Genomic DNA, 19474 nt, shown 5'->3' with positions numbered 1-19474 from the left:
GTTACGAAAGCCCCCACGCGGACAGGATTCCGAACAGCTGGTCCCGTTCGCCCGCGGTCAGCAGCCTGCTCGGCGGCCGTACGTCGGGGCGGCACAGGCTGAGCTGCGAGAGGGCGTCCTTGACCACGCTGACGTTGTTGGCGTTCCCGTGCGCGGCGCGCATCTCCTCGAACGGGCGGATGCGGTCCCAGATTTCCATCGCGCCGTCGAAGTCGTGGTTGCGGAGACGGCGGAACAGGTCGAACGAGATCTGCGGCGCGACGTTCACCAAGCCGGAGGTGAAGCCCGTCGCGCCGACTGCGAAGTACCCAGGGGCGGACAGTTCGGCGAGACCGGCGATCCACACGAAGCGCTCGTACCCCGCGTCGCGCGCGACAGTGCGGAAGCGCACCGGATCCGGCACCGCGTACTTCACGCCGATTACGTTCGGCGCGACGTCGGCGAGCTGTGCCAGGTCCGCACCCTCGATGGCGGGGTTGCGCACGTACAGGACAACCCCGAGTTCGGGCACTTCGTTCGCGATAGCGCGGTGGTAGTCGATCCAGCCCGCGCGCGATACGTACGGGTGCACGGGCTGATGGATCATCACCATGTCCGCTCCGGATGCGCGCGCGTGCTTCGCGGCCTTCACGGCTGTACGCACGTCATGGCCGACGCCTGCGAGGACGCTCGCCTCGCGCGCGGCCTTCGTGGTGACTTCGAGACACTGTCGCGTTTCTTGCTCTTCGAGCGCGTAGAACTCGCCGGTGTTGCCGTTCGGGGTGACGACCTCGATGCCGCTCAGCACGAGCCGTTCGACTAGCCGCTCGTACGTCTCGGCGTCCACGTCCCCGGCCGCGGTAAAGGGAGTCACCGGGATCGCCACCACGCCGGCGAGCCGCTGTCGCTGTTTCTCGAACGCCACGAGCAGATCCGATCTGATATATGATGTCTCGACAGTCGGAGGGTAACACGAGTAGCCAGGACGATCGTCCTGATCTTTGGGATATGCGTCCTAGATCGGCGCTGAAGGGCGGTCTGGCCTGGCAAAGCTAGGTACCGCTGGCCGACGACCGGATTACCGCGCGTGGGACCTGGGACGTGCCGCTGCGCACCCGCGAGGTGCCGGGGTCAGGTCGGCGGAGCAACGAGTCGAGGTCACCGACGTGCGGCTGCCGCTCGCCTCATTTCGCATCACGTACACGTTCCGGCAAGCCCCGACAGAACGCGAGTTCGTCTTCCTCGCGCAAGCAGCCTGAGTCGGCACGCCCCCAGCGAAAGGGGCGTGCCGAAACCCTCAGCGCAGGGCGTCCAATGCGAACGCCGTGTACATGGCCACCCCGGCGGCCATCGCCGGTTCGTGGAACTTCACCCGGTTCGAGTGGTTGTCCTCGGTGGTCGCCGGGTCCGCTCCCGGCTCGCGGGCGCCGATGAACGCGAACGCGCCCGGAATCCGTTGCAGGACATACGAGAAGTCTTCCGCGCCCATGATCGGCGTGGTCAGCTCCTCGACGTTGTCCTCGCCCAGCACGTCCGCACCCAGCGACAACACCTCGGCCGCCACTGCCGGGTCGTTGACCGTCGTCGGGTAGCCCGGGTCCACGCCGGCCGATACGCGGCAGCCGTGTGCCGCTCCGACCGCCTCGCACACCTTCGGCAGTTCCTCGCGGATGAAGGACCGCGTCGACTCCGACAGGGTGCGAATGGTCCCCTCGAGCACCGCCGTCTCCGGGATGATGTTCGTCGTCGTCCCGGCCTGGATGCGGGTCACCGAGACCACCGCCGGGTCGAAGACGCTGATCCGGCGCGTGACCATCGTCTGGAGCGCGCTGACCATCGCCGCCGCGGCGGGGACGGGGTCGATCGCGTCGTGCGGGGCCGAGCCGTGGCCGCCGCGGCCGGTGACCTCGACGCTGAACGTGTCGGCCGACGCCATCATCGGACCGCCGCGCACCTGCAGGACGCCGCTCGGGCTGTTGGCGATCGTGTGCAGGCCGAAGGCGCGCGTGACGCGCGTGCCCGCCGCGTCCAGCACTCCCTCGTGGATCATGTGCCGCGCGCCGTGCATGCCCTCCTCGCCGGGCTGGAACATGAACACGATCGAGCCCGCCAGGTCGTCGACCCGCTCGGACAGCAGCCGCGCCGCGGAGGCGAGCATCGCGACGTGCGTGTCGTGTCCGCAGGCGTGCATCGAACCGTCGATCTCGGACGAGAACTCCAAGCCGGTGTCCTCGGTGAGCGGCAGCGCGTCCATGTCCGCCCGCAGCAGCACGGCCGGGCCGGGACGGGCGCCGCGCAGGACGCCGGTGAGCGACGTCGTGGAGCGGCCGTCGGTGAGTTCGATCGGCAGGTCGGCCAGCGCGGCGCGGATTGCCGCCTGGGTGCGCGGCAGCTGCAAGCCCTGTTCGGGATGCCGGTGCACAGCGCGGCGAAGCTCGACAGTCCGGTCCTGGAGCTGCCGCGCGGCGTCGAGCAGCCCGGCGTGCCGGTTGCCGGGCAGGGTGGGGAGGTCGGTGGGTCCGGTCATGGCTCGATAGTGGCACCTCGCACGCTTCGGGCGCACCGTGCGTGCGTTCGCCAGCGAGGCGGAATACGGTGTGCGCATGGCGGTGCAAGAGCCGGTCACGGGCTTCGCGATAGCTGTGGTCCGTGAAGACGGTCGGTGGCGGTGCAGTGCGCTCGATTCCTCGGCGCTCACAGAGCTGGATGCGGCGATCACCGAGCTGGGCAAGCTCCGGTCGACCGGAGCGGCGTTCGGCCTGCTGGCCGTCGACGACGAGTTCTTCGTGATCGTCCGGCCGAGCCCGAGGGGTCCGTCGCTGCTGCTGTCGGACGCCGCCGCGGCGCTCGACTACGACATCGCGGCGGACGTCCTCGACGTCCTGCGCGTCGACCCGCCCGACGAGGACGACGACGCCGTCTGGCCCGAGGGCGACCTCGAGATCCTGGCCGACCTCGGCCTGCCCGGCGGCGAACTGGAAGTGATCGTCGGGGAGGTCGACCTCTACCCGGACGAACAGCTCCAGATGATCGCCCAGCGGTGCGGGTTCGAGGCCGAGTTCTCGAAACTGCTGGACCAGCTCTGAGACGGCCGGACGACACCGAAGCCGTGCGGGCCGCGCTGGACGCGGCTCGCGCCCCCGGTGCCGACGTGCCCATCGGCGCGGTCGTCTTCGACCCCGACGGGCGCCCCCTGGCCGCGGCTCGCAACGCGCGGGTCGAGCTGGCTGACCCCACCGCGCACGCGGAGATCCTCGCGCTGCGCGCGGCGGCCCGCGAGTTCGGCGACGGCTGGCGGCTGGAGGGCTGCACGCTCGCGGTCACGCTGGAGCCCTGCACGATGTGCGCCGGCGCGCTCGTGCTCGCCCGCGTCGAGCGGTTGGTGTTCGGGGCTTGGGAACCCAAGACGGGCGCGGTGTCGTCGCTGTGGGACGTCGTGCGCGACCGCCGCCTCAACCACCGGCCGGAAGTCCACGGCGGAGTGCTCGAAAGCGACTGCGCTGCCCTGCTCGAGGCGTACTTCGCGGACCGCCGGCTGGGGGCCGAGTAGACCCCGCCGCAAGCCGCGAAGAGGGTCCGGTATTGTTCTCGGCGGTGGCGTGTCCGAGCGGCCGAAGGAGCACGACTCGAAATCGTGTGACGGTTAATCCCGTCCGTGGGTTCAAATCCCACCGCCACCGCTCTCAAGTGAGCGGGCTATGTCGACAGGAAGCGTCGACATAGCCCGCTCGCTTCGTTTCTGGGGGTCCAACCCCCGGACCCCCGCCGTGGTGGTCGCCTTTCCTTATGGGCACTCCGGCCGGGGTTCGTACAGCTCCTCCGACCGGAAGAAGGTGCGGGAGCTGGTCGCGGCCGTCAAAGCGGCGATGCCGCAGTAGCGTGGACGCATGAGCGAGGAGCTTCCGCCGGTCGGCAAGACCGCGGTTGGGGTTGCTGGGCTTCGGGCGTTGGAGAGCGGGCGGCCGGATCGGCTGTTCGACGATCCCTACGCGGGCGCGTTCTTCCACGCCGGCCGCGCGATCTTCGAGGGCCGGGAACGTCACCACGAGCTGGGGATGGTCTTCGCGCACCAGGTCGCGATCCGCACCCGGTTCTTCGACGACTTCGTTTCCGGCGGGACCCAGACGGTGCTTCTCGCGGCCGGTCTCGACGCTCGCGCGTTCCGGCTCGACTGGCCCGACGGGGCGCGCGTGTTCGAGGTCGATCTGCCCGACGTGCTCGCGTTCAAGGAAACCGTGCTGTCCGAAAAAGGCGCGCGGCCTCGGTGCCAGCGCACGACGGTTCCGGTGGATCTGCGCGACGACTGGGTCGCTGCCTTGAAAACAACGGATTCGACCCGGATCAGCCGACCGTCTGGCTCGCTGAAGGGCTGCTCGTCTACCTCAGCCGGGACGAGGCGGAGCGGATGCTCACGGCGGTCACCGAGTTGTCCGCGCCGGGCAGCCGGGTTTCGTTCGAACACCGGCCGGACGGTGATCAGGACGGGCTGCTGGAGCGGGCGCGTCAATTCGGCAGCGAGGTGACGGCGCTTTGGCGCGGCGGTCTCGCGGGGGACGCTCCGAAGTGGCTCGCCGAGCACGGCTGGCGGCCGGAAACCGTTACGGTCGCGGAACTTTCCGTCCAATATGGACGCGAGCCGCTGCACCGTACGCGCGGCGGATTCGTGACCGCGACCCGTTAATTCTCTTCCTGCAACACCGGTGTGCCGAAAGCGTCGAGGAAAGTCGTTGCCTCTCCTATGGTTGCGACGCCGCGCGCGACCGCTTCCGCGATGGTCCCGCATGCCTCCCGCACCGCCGGCTCCGCGGATCGGTCGCCCGCCAGCAGCGCGACGGCCGCTGGGGTCACTCCTTCGGCGATCAGCATGACTCGCGCCGCCGTCTGATCTGCCAGCCGGTCAAGCAAATCCGCCAGATCCAGGCCGACTGACGCTGTCCGTGCGGCAGCCTCGGCGGCCTGCCGGTAGTGCGCGTCCAGTTCGTCCGCACTGCCCCGGAACTGCGCGGCCGGTTCGCCGCCCCATTTGCGTTCCGCGCTGTGCGCCCCGCGTTCGAACTCCAGCCGGGCCATCACCAGCACGTCGCGTCCGCCCGACAGCGTGCGCGCGGATTCGCGGATCGTCTGCGGGGAACAGTCGATCTGGCGCAGCGCGGCGACCGGGTCCGGTGCGCCGATCGCGGCGGCCGCGGCACTCAAGGAAGCCAGTCCGGCGGCCGCGTTTTCCAGCGCCGGGTGGAGGAACGGCATCAACTCAGCAGCGCCGTCGCGATCGTCGGGCGGTGGTGGTGGCCGCGGGCGGCCATCCGCAGCTGGCCGGCGAGGTCGGACGTCGCGTCGCCGAGCATGCGCGCGTCGACGTCCCGCGCGGCGAGCGCGGCCTCCCACCGGGCGGCGATTTCCCGCGCGGGCGCGGAAATGCCCCACGGCGTCGATTCGAGACGGGCTTCGGCGAACCGGCCCGCGGCACGGTCCGCGTCGGCAGCCGCTCGATCGAGCGCGTCCGCGGCGGCGTTGAGCCGCTCGCTCGTCGAACCTGCCATCGGGACCTCCGCTTCCGGGAGAGCGCGAACCGCGGCCCGTCACCCTCTCCAGAGATCTAACCCCATCGAGGCCGCCCGGGTCACTCGGCCGGGCGTGCGACGATTCCACATCGTGGAGATCCTTGACCCACGCAACCGAACCCGGCCAGAATTGGAGTCATGCCAGAGAACCGGGTAGTGCCGCAAGCCGGCCGTGCCCCGGCGCGGTCGGACGGCGAGGGCGTGGCCGCTCTCCTGAGGCGTCGCGGTCGTCTCGGCTCTCCTCCCGCGTAGGCGATTTTCCGCTGCTGTAGCCGAAATTCACCTATTCTTCCGGGAGTACCCCCATGTCTGTAGACCTGCCTGCCCGCCTGCGCTCGTCCGTCACCCCGGACGACGGGATCCTCGAAGGGCCGCGCGTGCTGCGCCGCCTTCCGGACGGAGTCGAAGAACGTCCCTACGAGCTTTTCACCCTGCGTCCGCTCGGACGGGTGATCGGCGCGGAAATCTCCGGAGTGGACCTCGGCGCACCCGTGTCGCCGCGGTTGCGTGCCGAGCTGAACCGCGCGTTGCTGGAGTGGAAGGTGCTGTTCTTCCGCGACCAGCGCATCACGTCGCAGCAGCAGCGCGCGTTCGCCGCGAACTGGGGCGAACTGGAGACCAACCCGTTCATCGCGCGCGGAGATTCCGACCAGGTCGTGCGGTTCACTCGCACCGCCGGGATGCCCGGGTACGAAAACATCTGGCACACCGACGTCACCTGGCGGCCGAATCCGGCGCTCGGTTCGGTGTTGCGGCTGGTCGAGGTCCCGCCGATCGGCGGCGACACGATGTGGGCCGACATGGCCGCCGCCTACGACAACCTGCCCGCCGACGTCCGCGAGCGGATCGACGGCCTCACCGCGGTGCACGATTTCGTCCCCGGTTTCGACCGGTTCACCGACCCGGACCTGCTGGCCCAGTGGCAGGACGCGTACCCGCCGGTCGAGCACCCGGTGGTGCGGACCCATCCGGAGACCGGACGGCGGACGTTGTTCGTGAACCAGGCGTTCACCACGCACATCACCGGCCTCGACCGCGCCGAAAGCGACCGGCTGCTGCGGTATCTGTTCCTCCAGGCGCACACGCCGGAGTTCCAGGTGCGGTTCCGCTGGGAGCCGGATTCGGTGGCGTTCTGGGACAACCGCGCGACCCAGCACTACGCGGTCAACGACTACCACCCGCACGTCCGGATCGCCGAGCGCGTCGCGATCGTCGGGGACCGGCCGTACTGACCGCTCACGACACCCCGGTGAGCACGGTGTCGACAAGTCGCTCGAGGTAGGCGGCGTTGGCGGATTTCGCCCGGATCAGAGTGTGGAACCAGAGGTTTCCGCCCAGCAGATCCATGATCATCTCCGAATCCGCTGCGTCGGCGAGTTCGCCTCGGTCGTGAGCCCGGTCGAAGACGGCCTGCTCGCGGCCGAGGCGGTCGGCGAAGAACCGTCCGGCGGCCTCGGCGGTGGCGGGCCGGTCCGGCAGCGCGGAGACGACGGCCGTGATGACGCGCCGGTTCGCCGGATCGGACAGCAGGCGGTGGATCTGCTTTGCCAGTTCGAGGAGATCGCCGCGCAGGGAACCGGTGTCGGGAATCGCGAAGGCGAGTTCCGGGGCCTGCACGAGTGCGTCCGCGAGGACCTCGTCCTTGGTCGCCCACGTGCGGTAGATCGTCGTTTTGTGCACCCCGGCCCGCGCGGCGACCGCTTCGATCGTCAGTGCGTCGTACCCGCGTTCGGCCAGCAGCGCGAGGGTCGCGGAGAAGATGGCGTCCGCCTTGCGCGGGCGGGTGGCGGTCCGGTCCATGGCTCGATCCTAACCAGGTTTGCAACGGTGCGTTGCATTTGGTAGACCGGTGCAATGCAACGGTCCGTTGCATTCCTGGGTGGAAGGCGGAGACATGAGCGACGTGCTCCCGGTGGTTTTCGTGCACGGCATCCGGTTGTCCGGGGCGTGCTGGCAGCAGCAGAAACGCCTGGCCCGCGGTCGAGTCGCCGCGCCGGACCTGCCTGGGCACGGCACGCGGCGCGGGGAGAAGTTCACTCTCGACGGCGCGGTCGACGCGGTCGCCGAGGCCATCGACGAGGTCGGCGGCCGCGCGGTTCTGGTGGGCCATTCGCTCGGCGGCTACGTCTCGATCGCGACCGCGGCCCGGCATCCGGATCGGGTCGTTTCCCTGGTGGGGGCCGGATGTTCGCTCCAGCCGAGTTCGGTGCTGCGCGGCGGATTCCGGTTCGCGCGCCGCGGGCTGGCGACGACCGCGGACGACGGCGCTTCCTTCAGCGCGTGGCTCCTCCGCCGGGTTCTCCCCGCGGAAGTCGCCGAGCCGGTCGTCGCCGCGGGAATCGCTTCCGAAGTCATCCCGGACGTGATGGAGGCGGCCGCCGGGATGGACCCGCTCGCCGACCTCGCCCGGTACCCGGGGCGGGTACTGCTGCTGAACGGCCGCCACGACCACTTCCGCCTCGGCGAGCGGCGGTTTTTGGCTGCGTGCCAGGACGGGGCGCTGCAGATCGTGCCGGGGGCGGGCCACTACCTGCCGCTCACCCACGGCGAGAGTTGCGCGCGGGCGGTCGACGGCGTCGCGACGGCCCTCGTCAGCGGTTAATGCTCGCGAGTGGCGAGGCGGGCCGCCTTCCTCCCCCTCCCGCGCTCCCCCGCGCGGTCAAGGCGGCGCCTCGCCACTCGCGAGGCTTCCCCGGGGCAAATCCGTGGAGCCGCGGTCGCGGGCGAAGCGGAAAGTCCCGCGCCCGCGGCTGTTTTCCCGGGTGGTGACACCTGCGCACTCGACGACGGTCAACCCCCACGTGACCGTGTCGCCTCCCCCGCGAGGTGCTACCCGTGAGCGGCGGGGCGGCCCGAAAGTGGTCTGGGCCACAGTTTCCGCGCTCATCGGTAAGGTACTCCCGCCCGGTACCAGTCGACCCCGGGCTTGAGCTGCATTTAAGGCAGATGCGCCGTCCGGGTGACGGCGGGACCAGCGGTCTAGCCGCGAAGTCCTTCGACTGTCGCGAAGCCGTCACTGACTGTCACCTTGGTGCCGCGGCGAGCGGACAGCTCCACGAACCGCTGCAGTGCCGCGTCGGCGTCGTCTCCCGTCAACGGTACGCATTCGTTGTCTTCGTCGCGGCGGATCGGCACTAATTCGACCCGCATCTGCTCGCCGACGACGCACCCGGCGAGCAGGCCGTCGCGGTGCCGGTCGCGCATGGCGGGCCAGTCGAAGACGAGGTTGCCGAGGCTGTAGAGGATCGGGCGGCCGCGATACACCTCGACCGGCTGCACGATGTGCGGTCCGTGTCCGACGACCAGGTCGGCACCGGCGTCGATGATCGCGTGCGCGTAGGTCACCTGGTATTCGGCCAGCTCGTCGCCGGGGAGGCCCCAGTGCATCGACACCACGACGTGGTCGGCCTCGGCGCGGGCGCGGCGGATGTCGGCGAGCAGCAGCTCCAGGTCGCGGCGGACCGGCGTGGTGTGCACGATCGGCGGGCGGCCGGGGACGTCCAGGACGCGCGGATCCGGTTGGTACGACGTGTAAGCGCCCGCCGCGGCGACACCCGCCGAGTCCTCCGTCGCTTCCTGCCCGACGGGCCAGCACAGCGACGTGTAGGCGAGGAACGCGATCCGGCCGCCGGGTCGTTCGAGGACCGCCGGCGCGTGCGCCTCGGCGAGGTTCGAGCCCGCGCCGCAATGCGCGATTCCGGCGCGGTCCAGCACGGCGAGGCTCGCCATCGCCGCGGCCGGCGGGTAGGTGACGTTGTTGGCGACGGACACGACGTCGATCTCGGCGGCGGTCAGCGCGGCGACCATCTCCGGCGGCGAGTGCCGCCAGTTCGGTTTGTGCGGGATGTCCATGCCGGTCGAGCCGGACAGCGGTCCTTCGAGATTCACGAACCGCACGTCGGCGCCGGTGAGCAGCGAGGTCAACGGGTCGAACGCCGTTTCCGGCTTCGCGCGGCCCTGCAGGTTGACGTCTCCGCCGAGTACGAGCGTGATCATTGCGTCAACCCGTCCAAAGGAGGAAATCCCTCCAGCTCGTTACGAATCGTTGCCCTTTCGTCTTCCTCTGCTTCGCTTGTTCGGGGGACGATGCCTCGACCGTTGACATGCAGAGGGGACTCAGGGTGACCATATCCCGTCGTCCCGCCGGGGGCCGCAGCGCCGGTGGGGCAAGACTGACCAGAGGCGCGGTTGCCGTCTCCGCAGCTGCTCTCGCGCTGGGCGGACTGGCCGCGCCCGCTTCGGCAGCGCCAAGCGCGGACGCCCTGATCGCCGAGGTCTACGGCGGTGGCGGCAATTCCGGCGCCACGCTGACCAACGACTTCATCGAGCTGGCCAACCACGGCGGCGCGCCCGTCGCGCTCGACGGGTACAGCGTCCAGTACCTGCCCGCTTCGGCGAGCGCGTCGAGCAAGTGGCAGGTCACGCCGCTCGCCGGGTCCGTCGCGCCGAAGGGCCGCTACCTCGTCGCGGAGGGGAAGGGGAACGGCGGCACGGTCGCGCTGCCGACGCCTGACGCGACCGGGGGCATCGCGATGTCCGCGACCGCGGGGACGGTCGCGCTCGTGTCCGACAGCGCGCCGCTGACCTGCAAGACCGCCGCGGATTGCCTGGCGGACAGCCGCGTCAAGGACCTCGTCGGCTTCGGCGATGCCGTTGTCCGCGAAGGAAACCCGGCCGCCGCGGCGTCGAACACGACCTCGGTCGCGCGGGCGGCGACCCTCGCCGACACCGACGACAACAGCGCGGATTTCGCCGTCGGCGACCCGACGCCCACCAACACCAAGGGCGAGACCACCGGTACGCAGCCGGGCGAACCGGGTGTTCCGGCGAAGATCCACGACATCCAGGGCACGACGCGGATCTCGCCGTTCAAGGACAAGCAGGTCGAGGACGTCACCGGCATCGTCACCGCGGTGCGGAGCTTCGGCTCGGCGCGCGGATTCTGGATCACCGACCCGCATCCCGACAGCGACCCGCGCACCAGCGAGGGCCTGTTCGTGTTCACCGGATCGACGACCCCGGCGGTGGCGGTCGGCGACGCGGTCACCGCGCAGGGCAAGGTCAAGGAGTACTACCCGGACGCGCCCGCGACCTCGAACTACCAGTCGCTCACCGAGCTGACGAGTGCACAGTGGACGGTCGGCTCTTCGGGCAACCCGCTGCCCGCCCCGACCGTGCTGACGCCGGACCAGGTGCCGGATGTGCTGGCTCCCAACGCGGGCGGCAACATCGAACCGTTGCCGCTCGAACCGTCGAAGTACGCGCTGGACTTCTGGGAATCGCACGAAAGCGAGATCGTCCAGGTTTCCGACGCACGCGTGGTCGGCCCGAGCAACAAGTACGGCGAGCTTTACGTGACCACGAAGCCGCAGCAGAACCCGACTCCGCGCGGCGGCACGGTTTACCTCGGCTACGACAAGATCAACACCGGCGTGCTGAAGGTCCAGTCGATCATTCCGTCCGCGCAGCAGGCGACGCCGAAGGTCAACACCGGCGACGTGCTCACCGGCGTAACCTCCGGCCCGGTGGAGTACAGCAACTTCGGCGGGTACACGCTGTTCGCGTCGAAGCTGGGTGCGGCCAAGGACAACAAGCTGCAGAAGGAAACCACGCGTAAGCAGCGTCCGGGCGAGCTCGCGGTGGCGACGTACAACGTCGAGAACCTCGCACCGTCCGATTCGGACACCAAGTACGCGCAGCTCGCGCACGGCATCGTCGACAACCTCGCGACGCCGGACATCGTTACCCTGGAAGAAATCCAGGACAACAGCGGCGCGACGGACGACGGAACCGTCGACGCCGACGCGACGCTGAAGAAGTTCACCGACGCGATCGTCGCCGCCGGCGGCCCGCAGTACCAGTGGCGGCAGATCGACCCGGTGAACGACGAGGACGGCGGACAACCGGGCGGCAACATCCGCGTCGGCTTCCTGCTCAACCCGTCGCGTGTGTCCTTTGTGGATCGCCCGGGCGGCAGCCCGACGTCTTCGGTAGGCGTGGTTTCCGACCACGGCAAGGCGCACCTGACGCAGTCGCCGGGCCGGGTCGACCCGGGCAACGACGCGTGGGAGGACAGCCGCAAGCCGCTGGCGGGCGAGTTCGTGTTCCGCGGACGCACGGTTTTCGTGCTGGCCAACCACTTCAACTCCAAGGGCGGCGACCAGCCGACACACGGCCGCTACCAGCCGCCGACGCGCAGCTCCGAGGTGCAGCGGCAGAAGCAGGCGACGGTGCTGCAGGGATTCGTCTCGCAACTGCTGAACGCGGACCCGCGGGCGAACGTCGTGGTGGCTGGCGACCTGAACGACTACCAGTTCTCGCCCGCGCTGGCGAAGCTGACGTCGGGTGGGTTGTTGAAGGACCTGATCTCGACGCTGCCGCCGGCTGAGCGGTACAGCTACGTGTACGAGGGCCAGTCGCAGGTGCTGGACCATATTCTGGCGTCGGCCGCGCCGCGTGGGGTGGATTATGACGTGGTGCATGTGAATGCGGAGTTCGCTGACCAGGCTAGCGACCATGACCCACAGGTGGTGCGGTTCCGGCCTTCGGCGGGGAATCCGTTCGCGGATTTCGCGAATGATGTGCTGGACCAGCTTGACCGGTGGTTCCACCGGACGGCGTAGGTAGTTGGCTGTGAGGGGAGTCCTGGTTCCGTCAGGGTTCCCCTCACGGCTTTTTTTTGCTGGGTGGATTGAGAGCTTCGGCGATCTTGGGAAGATCCTGGGAAGATCCTGGGGCGGCGCTTTGCCGCGAAGGTCTTCACCGTCAGAGTGACCCGGCCTCGCGTGCGACACCTCCTGGGGCGGCTGCACGCGGTTCCAAGCCGACCTCCTGACTTCGGGGTCGACCTGGTGATCCGGACCGTGAGTGGCGCGCCTCCCACGCCGTTTGAAGCTAGCCGAGCCGTCCCGACTCTGGCCCGGAGAACGGACTGGCCGATTGGGTTTCAGTCGAAGCTGAACACCCCCGGCCTTTCACCAGCCAAGGGCACCAACCCCTTGCGGCTTAACGCTTCGCTCGCCAGCCAAGCCCCAGCACCGCCTGTACCAGTTCCTGATAACTCGGCTTGACCTCTTCCAAATACCGGTCCAAATACTGCGGCCGAGCAGTAGTCACCGGCTGCGGGTCGTCCAGCGCCTCCACAAAACTCAGCCTCGAAACGTTGTGCAGCGCCATCTTCCACCACCGGTTGGCGCGCTCTCGGGTTTTCTCCTCCCGATCCTGCGCGGCAGCCACCGCCGCGTGCGCGTCTGCCAGTTGGCGTTCGATTTCGTCCGCACGCGCCAGCTCCCACGCGCGCAGGCTGTCCGCTGAACCGCGGGCCAGGCCTACGATTTCCTTGTACCGCATTGCGGGGCTGGTGGTTCCCTCGGTCACGGCGTGCCTCCCGCGGTCGGCTCGGTTTCTGGGCGCTGGAACGGGATGATGACTTCCGGGGCCCCGTGCGTGGTGCGGTCGAAGAACAACGCTCGGCCCGGTCGGGGCGACCAATGCACGACCTGGCCCGCGGCGAACGGTGACAGGTCATTGCCCTGGACGTCCAGTGCGGCCCAGGTGCCGATGTCGTCCGTGCCGCCGAAGCCGAGGGTGTCCTTGAGCCGCGCGGTACTGCGCCACCAGCCGATGGTGTGCACGCCATGCGCGGGGCCGTTTTTCAGCAGCGTGCGCAGATGGTCGAGGCCGCTCTTCAACTGTCCGACGGCCTTTGCCTCCAACGAAGGCAACGCGGCGTCCACTCCGTACAGCAGCAGGATGCGCGGCGTCGTCGTGGAAAGTGATTCGACGATCGATTCCAGCTCGGTGGAAAGGTCTTCGGTGAGCGTCGCGATGTGCCCCTCGACTTCCAGCCGGCTCTTCAAGTCCAACACTGCCGGGGAACTCGCCACGATGGGGCAATGCAACAGAAACTCGACCTGCCCGAGTTCCATTTGCCGGGAAAGCGATCGAGCGGCGGAGTCCATAATGGACAACGCTTCCGCGGTCGCGCCGCCTAGTACGGCGATGTTCCGGCCGGGTACCCGGGGGAGTTCGACACCGCACGCGGCTTCGGTGACGTCGATCGACTGGCCGAGGATCGCTCGCGGCTGGGGGCTCGGCTTGAGTTCCATATAAGCCGGGAACTGTTCCAGCACCGGCGAATGCGCACCGTCGAACAGGCGTGGCCGGGTGAATCGGCCAGCGTAGAGTTCCCACAGCTTTTGCTGCAGGTTCACGAAAACGTTGCGACTGCTCGCATCCGGCACGTGTGCGAGCTGGTTTCCGTGTGCGACACCGGAATCGTGGTTGATCACCGCGTGCCACTTGGGTGCGGATACGGCCGCGGTGTTCGTTTCCGCGAGGACCCGGCGCGCCTTCGGCATCGCGATGCGCAGCGTGCACTGCTCGAAGACCGCGGGTTTGCCCCAAAACGCTTCGATCCCGGCGACGTCTTGGCTCGCCAGCACCAGGTGGATGCCTTGCGAGCGTCCGCGCCGGGCGATGTCTTCGAGCAATTGCGTGGCCTGTGCGGTGACCTGGTCGCGTCCGGCGAAGAGGTACTGGAACTCGTCGATCACCGCGACGATCCGCGGCCAGTGTCCGCCCGGATCCTGTTCTCGCAGGTCGGCCAGGTTCGTGACCTCGTGTTCCTTGGCCGCGGCGGAACGGCGGCGCAGTTCGTCGGCGAGGAAACGCAGCAGCGCCAACCCGAATTCGCGGTCGGTGTTGACGTTGACGCCCACCAGTTTCGCGTGCGGCAGCCAGCTGGAGTCCTTACGACCGGGAGCGAGACCGGCGAACGAGACACCTTCCTTGAAGTCCAGCAGGTACAACGCCAGTTCGTCCGGCGTGTAGCGCGCGGCGAGACTGCCCAGCAACGCGTACAGGAAGTTCGTTTTCCCGGAACCGCTCGGGCCGCCGATGAGCGCGTGCGGGCTCGCGTCGCCGATCACGACTTCGACGGCTTCGCCCTCGTGGAACCCGATCGGCGCGCGCAGTTCCCGCGCGGAGCTTTCCTGGCCGATCTCAGCGGGCATCAGATCGGCGAACGATCGTGGGCCGCCCTGCTTCGAGATCAGTGCTTCGGCGATCCGGTTCGCGGCGCGGATGACCTGCCCGGACGGCATCGACGGATCCAGGTCCACGACCAGGTCGCTGCCGGTCATGCTGCTGACCGCGCGGCGTTCGTCCAGCAGGCTGAGCGTTTCGATCGACGCGCTCACCGCGGTGGGCACGTCCACCAGGATCAGGCAGATCCCCGCCGCGAGCGCGCCGCTGGCCACGCGTTTGAGGTCGCGCGCGCGTTCTGCGTCGAGGGTTTCGCCGTTGCCGTACAGCACCGCGATCCGGTACGGCTCCAACCGCTGGTTGGTGGCTTTTCGCAGCTCCCGCAACGAGGTGTGGCCCGCCTGCATGCCGGTGGCGTGGATCCGGCGGATGTGCCCGGCGAGCTCGTCGAGCAGGTCCTCCAGCCGCGTCGGGTCGTAGAGCGACAGTGCGCTGGTGCGGCTGAGCGGGTACAGGTCCGGCAGGATCGCGGTGAGCTGCCCGACGTCCCACAGGTGGATTTTCACCGCGCCGGGCTCGAACGCCGACAGCACGCGCATCAGCAGGCCCTGCACGATCCCGTCCACCACCGGCCGCGTTTTCGGCGCGGACGTGATGGCCAGATGCGATTCGTCCAGCAGCGGCACGGCGACGTCGAACGTGCGCGAGATGTCGCGTCCGGCCGCGGTGGCCGAACCGACCCGCCACAGCCCGGGCGCGGTGACGCCGGGATTCGTGCCGACGCGGCCGAGCCATTCGCTCGGCGGCCGCCCGGCCGGGCCCGGCGCGTGCGCGGCGACGAGGTCGCGCAGTTCGCCGGGACCGGCGCTCCAGTCGGTGTAGAAGGCGGCGCGGGTGCCGCCGAGCGCGGCGAACACCTCGTGCGCCGCCGGATGCCTGGCCCACTCCGTCTGCTGCGCCGGATCGGCGTGGTCCATGCCGACCCGGACGATCTCCTGTTCCAGCGTCAGCCGCGCCACCTCGGCCTCGGCCATTTCGCGCGCGCCCGCCGCGGCCCCGAGCACGAGCCCGATCTGGTGCCGGACCCGGTCGAGGGCGGTTTGCACACGGTTGCGTTGCTCGGCTGACTTGCTGGCCATCTCATCCCTACAGGCGTGACTGGTAGCCGCCCACTAATTCGTCGGCGGCGGCTAAACGGGTGAGGAGGTGCTCGAGTGCCTCGTCGGCCTGCGCCAACTGCTGCGGCAGCCACGGATCTGCCTTGGCTTGCGCGTCGACGAGTGCGCGCCGGGCGTCGCCGAGCAGAGCTTGCGCCCGCTCGGCATGCGCCCGTCCGTCGCCGACCCCCGCTCGCGCGGCGGTGAGCAACTGGTGGATTTCGGCGAGCCCCGACATCGGCGTTAAAGCCGCGCCGAGTAGGAGTCGGCCGACGAGATGCCGGCCTGGATGGTGCTCTGCATGCCGGTGATCCCTTGCAGCGCTTCGGCGAGCAGGCCGTGCGCCTGGTTCACCTCGTGCTGGCTGCTGCCCTGGGTGGCTTGGGACAGCGACAGCTGTGCTTCTTCGAGTGCCTGCGCTGCCTGCTGCAGCGCGGCGATGCTCGCGGACGCCTTCTCGTTCGCGAGCGCGATACCAGCGCGGATCTCTTCCACTCCGGCCATGGGGGCGGGCTCCTCGGTGCGTCGTGGGCTGAAACGACCACATACAAACTTAGCGTGATCAGGTGTCTTCGGTAAGTAAGTGGGAACGGGAGAATCGACAAAGCCCCGGACGCGGTCGGCAGTCCGGGGCCTGTCGGGCGTCGGCTCATCGGGTGCGCACGCGGGGCCCGAAACCCGCGTTTCAGCCTTCTGACCTGCGGGTTATCGGGATGGGTGCGCCGGCCAACGCCCAGGTCAAAACGGTATTCGTGACACCGGGAAACCTCTCCGGACGGCTGCGATGAAGTCTGCGGCGAAGCCTAGCGGGTAGGACCGTTCGGCCGATCCCAGCCCCTGCCGCGGTTGCGGACAGCGACGGCCCGCCGCCCGGTTCAGCGAGCGCCTGCCGGATTCGGGTCGTCGCCGAGGTAAGTGCCGTAGCCCTCGACGACGAGCGGGCCGTCGAAGACCAGGACCTCGTTGACCAGTCCGCCCTTCTGGTTGCGGTAGTTGATGACGAGCGCGCCGAGTCCGACGTAGACGCCGACGACCTCGAAGCGGAGATCGGGAATCCGGCGGAGCCCTTCGGCCCAGTACGCGCGCAGCGCCGCTTTGCCGCGGAGCACGCCGTCGCCGCCGATCACCTGGACCGCGACCGGGGACCGGAAGGTCACGTCCTCGGCGAAGTGGGTCATCAGGGCGTCGAGATCGTGGGCGTTCCAAGCCTTTGCCCAGTGGTCGGCGAACTCTTGCGCGGCGCTGTGGTCCATGAACGAAGTCTGCCAGCGTCCGAGGGGTGGGACGGCGCGCCGTCAGCGGATTCCCTGGCGCGCCAGATCGGCCGCGATCCCGTCCAGGACACCGGAAAGCCCGGACGCGAACAGTTCGTCCAGGTCCCACGGCTCGGCCATCGACCGCATCGCGCTGCCGAGCCGCGGGTAGTCGGCGAAGCTCGGGTTGTGCGCCGGTGCGCCGCGGCGTTCGGCCTCCACGTCGCTGACGTAGGTGAGCGCCACGCCTTGCACGTACGAGGCGAACAGGAACATGTACCGGAACGCGTCGGCTGGGTCGAGATCGAGGCCGTCGAAGGAGGCGAACGCGTGCTCGCTGCCCGCGGAAAGGGCGGGGCTGTCGTGGGTTCGGGTCGTCACCAGCACTTTCGCCAGGATCCACGGGTGCCGGTGGTAGAGGTCCCAGTCGAGGAAGGCGGCGCGCTCGAGCCCGTCGCGCCAGTCGCGCGGCGGGGTTTCCGGCAGCGGGACCTCAGTGAGCGCCGCTTCGACCATCAACGCCACCAGGTCGTCTTTGGACGCGACATGTCGGTAAAGCGCCATGGTTCCGGCACCGAGTTCCGCCGCCACCCGGCGCATCGACAAGGCTTCGAGCCCCTCGGCGTCCGCGACCGCGATCCCCGCTCGGACGATCCGGTCGACGGTCATGTGGCCGTGGTTGTCCTCGGACTCCGCCTTGCGCGCCCGGTACGCCTTCGCCTGGCAGGCCCTTGAGCAGTACTGCCGCGGGCGGCCCCGGTCCGGAGCGGCGAGCGGCTTTCCGCAGGACCCGCACTTCACTCGATGCACCTCTTTTCGTCACACGTCGACCGAGCGTGCGGAAAGTCTAGCCCGTCGGTCAGGTGCGCGGTAAAGGTGCTGGATAAAAGACTTTGAAGCGCGGCGGCGAGCATGCGTACTTTGTACGCATGCTCGAAGAAACCACCCCCGCGAAAGCCGGTCCACGGGAATGGGCCGGACTGGCGGTCCTGCTGCTGCCGTGTGTGCTGGCGTCGATGGACATGTCAGTGATGTTCGTGGCCATGCCGTCGCTGACCGCCGATCTGGAGCCGAGCGGTTCGCAGCTGCTCTGGATCATGGACTCGTACGGCTTCCTGCTGGCCGGCCTGCTCATCACGATGGGCACGCTTGGCGACCGGATCGGCCGTCGCCGGTTGCTGCTCGCCGGAGCGGCGGCGTTCGGCGGCGCGTCGGTCCTCGCCGCCTTCGCCGCCACGCCGACCACGCTCATCGTCGCCCGGATGCTGCTTGGCATCGCCGGTGCGACGCTCGCGCCGTCCACGCTCGCGTTGATCCGCGGCATGTTCCACGACGACCGGCAGCGCGCCACCGCCGTCGGACTGTGGACGGCAGGGTTCGCGGGTGGCGCCGTGCTGGGGCCGATCATCGGCGGCCTGCTGCTCCAGCACTTCCTCTGGGGTTCGGTGTTCCTGATCAACGTGCCGGTGATGGTTCTCCTGCTGGCGCTCGGTCCGCTGTTGCTGCCGGAACACCGCACCCCCGCGACGGGTCGGTTCGACCTGCTCGGCGCGGTGCTGTCGATCGTCTCCGTGCTCGGAATCGTTTACGGCGTCAAGCAAATCGCCGCGCACGGTTTCGACTGGCTGTCGATCGCGAGCTGCGTCGCCGGTCTCGCCGTAGGCGTGGCTTTCGTACGCCGCCAGCGCACCGCTGCGCGTCCGCTGATCGACCTCGCGCTGGTGCGGTCGCGTGCGTTCGCGGTGCCGTTGCTGATCGACCTGCTGGCGACGTTCGCGCTGGTCGGGTTCAACCTGTTCACCTGGCAGTACCTCCAGGTCGTGCGGGGAATGAGCCCGCTGGAGTCGGCGCTGTGGTCGCTGCCGACCTTCGCCGTGATGCCGGTCGGGATCGGGGCGGCCGCCACCTTGGCCGGCCGGATCGGCAAACCGCGCGTGATGACGATCAGCCTGCTGGTGGCCGCGGCGGGGTTCGTCCTGCTGACGCTGCCGCCGCCCGGAATCGGGTACTTCATCGCGGCGCTCACGGTGGTGTCGCTCGGCATCGCCGGAGTCGCGGCGGTGGTGACGGACGTGATCCTGTCCGCCGCGCCCCCGGAGCGAGCCGGGATGGCGTCGGCGATGGCGGAGACGTCAGCGGAGTTCGGCGGCGCGATGGGAATCGCCCTGCTGGGCAGCCTCGGCGCGGCCGTCTACCGCGCGGCGATGCCGTCCGATTCCGGGAAAACCTTGGAGTCCGCGGCAAAGCTCCCGCCAGGCGACGCACTGCGCGAGGCGGCTTTCGCGGCCTTCAGTACGGAAACCCGAGTGGCGGCGGCGGTGTGTGCGGCGCTGACCGCCGGCGCGGCTTTGGTGATCGCTCGCACCCGCTGAACGACGAAGGTCCCGGCCGCAGTGCGGACGGGACCTTCGTGGTGTTGCAGCGGAGGATACAGGATTCGAACCTGCGAGGGCGTGAACCCAACACGCTTTCCAAGCGTGCGCCTTAGGCCGCTCGGCCAATCCTCCGTGGGGAAGAATACCGGATGGCCCTCCGGCCT

General features: G+C 69.2%; 19 protein-coding genes and 2 tRNA genes. 8 read left to right on the top strand and 13 right to left on the bottom strand.

All coding sequences use genetic code 11. From position 1 onward, the window contains the following. Window position 1: 1 nt before the first annotated feature. Together PUT80_RS17945 and PUT80_RS17940 are read right to left on the bottom strand one after the other, a co-directional pair. Window positions 2-904 carry a dihydrodipicolinate synthase family protein gene (locus PUT80_RS17945; RefSeq protein ID WP_275292909.1) on the bottom strand — a complete coding sequence of 301 codons (903 nt, stop codon included), beginning with the start codon at window positions 902-904 and terminating at the stop codon, window positions 2-4. Window positions 905-1276: 372 nt separating this feature from the next. After that, on the bottom strand, window positions 1277-2506 hold the full coding sequence (locus PUT80_RS17940) for a M20 family metallopeptidase (RefSeq protein ID WP_275292908.1): 1230 nt from the start codon (window positions 2504-2506) through the stop codon (window positions 1277-1279). A gap of 76 nt (window positions 2507-2582) precedes the next feature. On the opposite strand from PUT80_RS17940, the gene PUT80_RS17935 reads away from it, so the two are divergent. From PUT80_RS17935 to PUT80_RS17920, 4 genes are all read left to right on the top strand, one after another. After that, entirely contained in the window at window positions 2583-3065 is a 483-nt protein-coding gene (locus PUT80_RS17935) for a tRNA adenosine deaminase-associated protein (RefSeq protein ID WP_037354362.1), read from the top strand. 23 nt (window positions 3066-3088) lie between these two features. Then, entirely contained in the window at window positions 3089-3529 is a 441-nt protein-coding gene (locus tag PUT80_RS17930; RefSeq protein WP_037808568.1) for a nucleoside deaminase, read from the top strand. Window positions 3530-3572: 43 nt separating this feature from the next. Further along, window positions 3573-3659: transfer RNA gene (locus PUT80_RS17925), tRNA-Ser, on the top strand. Between the two features lie 207 nt (window positions 3660-3866). After that, entirely contained in the window at window positions 3867-4502 is a 636-nt protein-coding gene (locus PUT80_RS17920) for an SAM-dependent methyltransferase (RefSeq protein WP_275292907.1), read from the top strand. A 154-nt stretch (window positions 4503-4656) separates the two neighbouring features. Here PUT80_RS17920 and PUT80_RS17915 read toward each other — a convergent pair whose 3' ends face one another. Beyond that, the gene (locus PUT80_RS17915) at window positions 4657-5226 is read right to left on the bottom strand and encodes a hypothetical protein (protein WP_037808561.1); all 570 of its coding nucleotides are present in this window, start codon (window positions 5224-5226) and stop codon (window positions 4657-4659) included. Further along, a complete protein-coding gene (locus tag PUT80_RS17910) occupies window positions 5226-5519 on the bottom strand; it encodes a hypothetical protein (protein WP_037808560.1) in 294 nt (97 codons plus the stop codon). Before PUT80_RS17910 ends, PUT80_RS17915 begins: the two co-directional genes overlap by 1 nt. Before the next feature lie 326 nt (window positions 5520-5845). On the opposite strand from PUT80_RS17910, the gene PUT80_RS17905 reads away from it, so the two are divergent. Continuing rightward, the gene (locus PUT80_RS17905; protein WP_275292906.1) at window positions 5846-6772 is read left to right on the top strand and encodes a TauD/TfdA family dioxygenase; all 927 of its coding nucleotides are present in this window, start codon (window positions 5846-5848) and stop codon (window positions 6770-6772) included. 4 nt (window positions 6773-6776) lie between these two features. Here the strand turns inward: PUT80_RS17905 and PUT80_RS17900 are convergent, their stop codons facing one another. Beyond that, window positions 6777-7340, bottom strand: a complete 564-nt coding sequence (locus PUT80_RS17900; protein WP_275292905.1) for a TetR/AcrR family transcriptional regulator — start codon at window positions 7338-7340, stop codon at window positions 6777-6779. A gap of 94 nt (window positions 7341-7434) precedes the next feature. Between PUT80_RS17900 and PUT80_RS17895 the strand changes: the two genes are divergently transcribed. Further along, complete coding sequence (locus PUT80_RS17895; RefSeq protein ID WP_275292904.1) at window positions 7435-8142, top strand: alpha/beta hydrolase; 708 nt, start codon at window positions 7435-7437, stop codon at window positions 8140-8142. A gap of 377 nt (window positions 8143-8519) precedes the next feature. Here PUT80_RS17895 and PUT80_RS17890 read toward each other — a convergent pair whose 3' ends face one another. Beyond that, window positions 8520-9536, bottom strand: a complete 1017-nt coding sequence (locus tag PUT80_RS17890) for a CapA family protein (protein WP_275292903.1) — start codon at window positions 9534-9536, stop codon at window positions 8520-8522. 125 nt (window positions 9537-9661) lie between these two features. On the opposite strand from PUT80_RS17890, the gene PUT80_RS17885 reads away from it, so the two are divergent. Next, window positions 9662-12163, top strand: coding sequence for an endonuclease/exonuclease/phosphatase family protein (locus tag PUT80_RS17885; RefSeq protein ID WP_343076890.1), 2502 nt, complete (start codon window positions 9662-9664; stop codon window positions 12161-12163). 382 nt (window positions 12164-12545) lie between these two features. Here the strand turns inward: PUT80_RS17885 and PUT80_RS17880 are convergent, their stop codons facing one another. From PUT80_RS17880 to PUT80_RS17855, 6 genes are all read right to left on the bottom strand, one after another. After that, window positions 12546-12917: a hypothetical protein gene (locus tag PUT80_RS17880; protein ID WP_037808549.1), complete on the bottom strand. Its 372-nt coding sequence runs from the start codon at window positions 12915-12917 to the stop codon at window positions 12546-12548. After that, window positions 12914-15664 (bottom strand): FtsK/SpoIIIE domain-containing protein, encoded by a 2751-nt coding sequence (locus PUT80_RS17875; protein ID WP_275292902.1) that lies wholly within the window; start codon window positions 15662-15664, stop codon window positions 12914-12916. The genes PUT80_RS17880 and PUT80_RS17875 overlap by 4 nt, the downstream gene beginning before the upstream one ends. Window positions 15665-15671: 7 nt before the next feature. Continuing rightward, window positions 15672-15920 carry a hypothetical protein gene (locus tag PUT80_RS17870; protein WP_043834588.1) on the bottom strand — a complete coding sequence of 83 codons (249 nt, stop codon included), beginning with the start codon at window positions 15918-15920 and terminating at the stop codon, window positions 15672-15674. A 5-nt stretch (window positions 15921-15925) separates the two neighbouring features. Beyond that, complete coding sequence (locus PUT80_RS17865; RefSeq protein ID WP_009084635.1) at window positions 15926-16186, bottom strand: hypothetical protein; 261 nt, start codon at window positions 16184-16186, stop codon at window positions 15926-15928. Between the two features lie 371 nt (window positions 16187-16557). Continuing rightward, complete coding sequence (locus PUT80_RS17860; RefSeq protein ID WP_037808544.1) at window positions 16558-16935, bottom strand: nuclear transport factor 2 family protein; 378 nt, start codon at window positions 16933-16935, stop codon at window positions 16558-16560. 42 nt (window positions 16936-16977) lie between these two features. Beyond that, window positions 16978-17736 (bottom strand): TetR/AcrR family transcriptional regulator, encoded by a 759-nt coding sequence (locus PUT80_RS17855; protein WP_275292901.1) that lies wholly within the window; start codon window positions 17734-17736, stop codon window positions 16978-16980. Between the two features lie 128 nt (window positions 17737-17864). Here PUT80_RS17855 and PUT80_RS17850 point away from each other — a divergent pair, with 128 nt between their 5' ends. Further along, window positions 17865-19307, top strand: a complete 1443-nt coding sequence (locus PUT80_RS17850; protein ID WP_275292900.1) for an MFS transporter — start codon at window positions 17865-17867, stop codon at window positions 19305-19307. Window positions 19308-19357: 50 nt separating this feature from the next. Here the strand turns inward: PUT80_RS17850 and PUT80_RS17845 are convergent. Continuing rightward, window positions 19358-19442 (bottom strand) — tRNA-Ser (locus tag PUT80_RS17845). Between the last annotated feature and the right edge of the window lie 32 nt (window positions 19443-19474).

Origin of the sequence: Amycolatopsis sp. La24 (assembly GCF_029087445.1) — a bacterium.
Taxonomy (GTDB): Bacteria; Actinomycetota; Actinomycetes; order Mycobacteriales; family Pseudonocardiaceae; genus Amycolatopsis; species Amycolatopsis nivea.
The sequence above is the reverse complement of the archived record's forward strand: the minus strand, read 5'-3'. Positions and strand labels throughout refer to the sequence as shown.

What these genes read in the sequence shown, in the direction of transcription:
- PUT80_RS17895 (WP_275292904.1), top strand. Translation starts at nt 7,435, where the DNA reads ATGAGCGACGTGCTCCCGGTGGTTTTCGTGCACGGCATCCGGTTGTCC.
- PUT80_RS17920 (WP_275292907.1), top strand. Translation starts at nt 3,867, where the DNA reads ATGAGCGAGGAGCTTCCGCCGGTCGGCAAGACCGCGGTTGGGGTTGCT.
- PUT80_RS17900 (WP_275292905.1), bottom strand. Translation starts at nt 7,340, where the DNA reads ATGGACCGGACCGCCACCCGCCCGCGCAAGGCGGACGCCATCTTCTCC.
- PUT80_RS17940 (WP_275292908.1), bottom strand. Translation starts at nt 2,506, where the DNA reads ATGACCGGACCCACCGACCTCCCCACCCTGCCCGGCAACCGGCACGCC.
- PUT80_RS17905 (WP_275292906.1), top strand. Translation starts at nt 5,846, where the DNA reads ATGTCTGTAGACCTGCCTGCCCGCCTGCGCTCGTCCGTCACCCCGGAC.
- PUT80_RS17870 (WP_043834588.1), bottom strand. Translation starts at nt 15,920, where the DNA reads ATGTCGGGGCTCGCCGAAATCCACCAGTTGCTCACCGCCGCGCGAGCG.
- PUT80_RS17865 (WP_009084635.1), bottom strand. Translation starts at nt 16,186, where the DNA reads ATGGCCGGAGTGGAAGAGATCCGCGCTGGTATCGCGCTCGCGAACGAG.
- PUT80_RS17935 (WP_037354362.1), top strand. Translation starts at nt 2,583, where the DNA reads ATGGCGGTGCAAGAGCCGGTCACGGGCTTCGCGATAGCTGTGGTCCGT.
- PUT80_RS17860 (WP_037808544.1), bottom strand. Translation starts at nt 16,935, where the DNA reads ATGGACCACAGCGCCGCGCAAGAGTTCGCCGACCACTGGGCAAAGGCT.
- PUT80_RS17875 (WP_275292902.1), bottom strand. Translation starts at nt 15,664, where the DNA reads ATGGCCAGCAAGTCAGCCGAGCAACGCAACCGTGTGCAAACCGCCCTC.
- PUT80_RS17890 (WP_275292903.1), bottom strand. Translation starts at nt 9,536, where the DNA reads ATGATCACGCTCGTACTCGGCGGAGACGTCAACCTGCAGGGCCGCGCG.
- PUT80_RS17910 (WP_037808560.1), bottom strand. Translation starts at nt 5,519, where the DNA reads ATGGCAGGTTCGACGAGCGAGCGGCTCAACGCCGCCGCGGACGCGCTC.
- PUT80_RS17915 (WP_037808561.1), bottom strand. Translation starts at nt 5,226, where the DNA reads ATGCCGTTCCTCCACCCGGCGCTGGAAAACGCGGCCGCCGGACTGGCT.
- PUT80_RS17850 (WP_275292900.1), top strand. Translation starts at nt 17,865, where the DNA reads ATGCTCGAAGAAACCACCCCCGCGAAAGCCGGTCCACGGGAATGGGCC.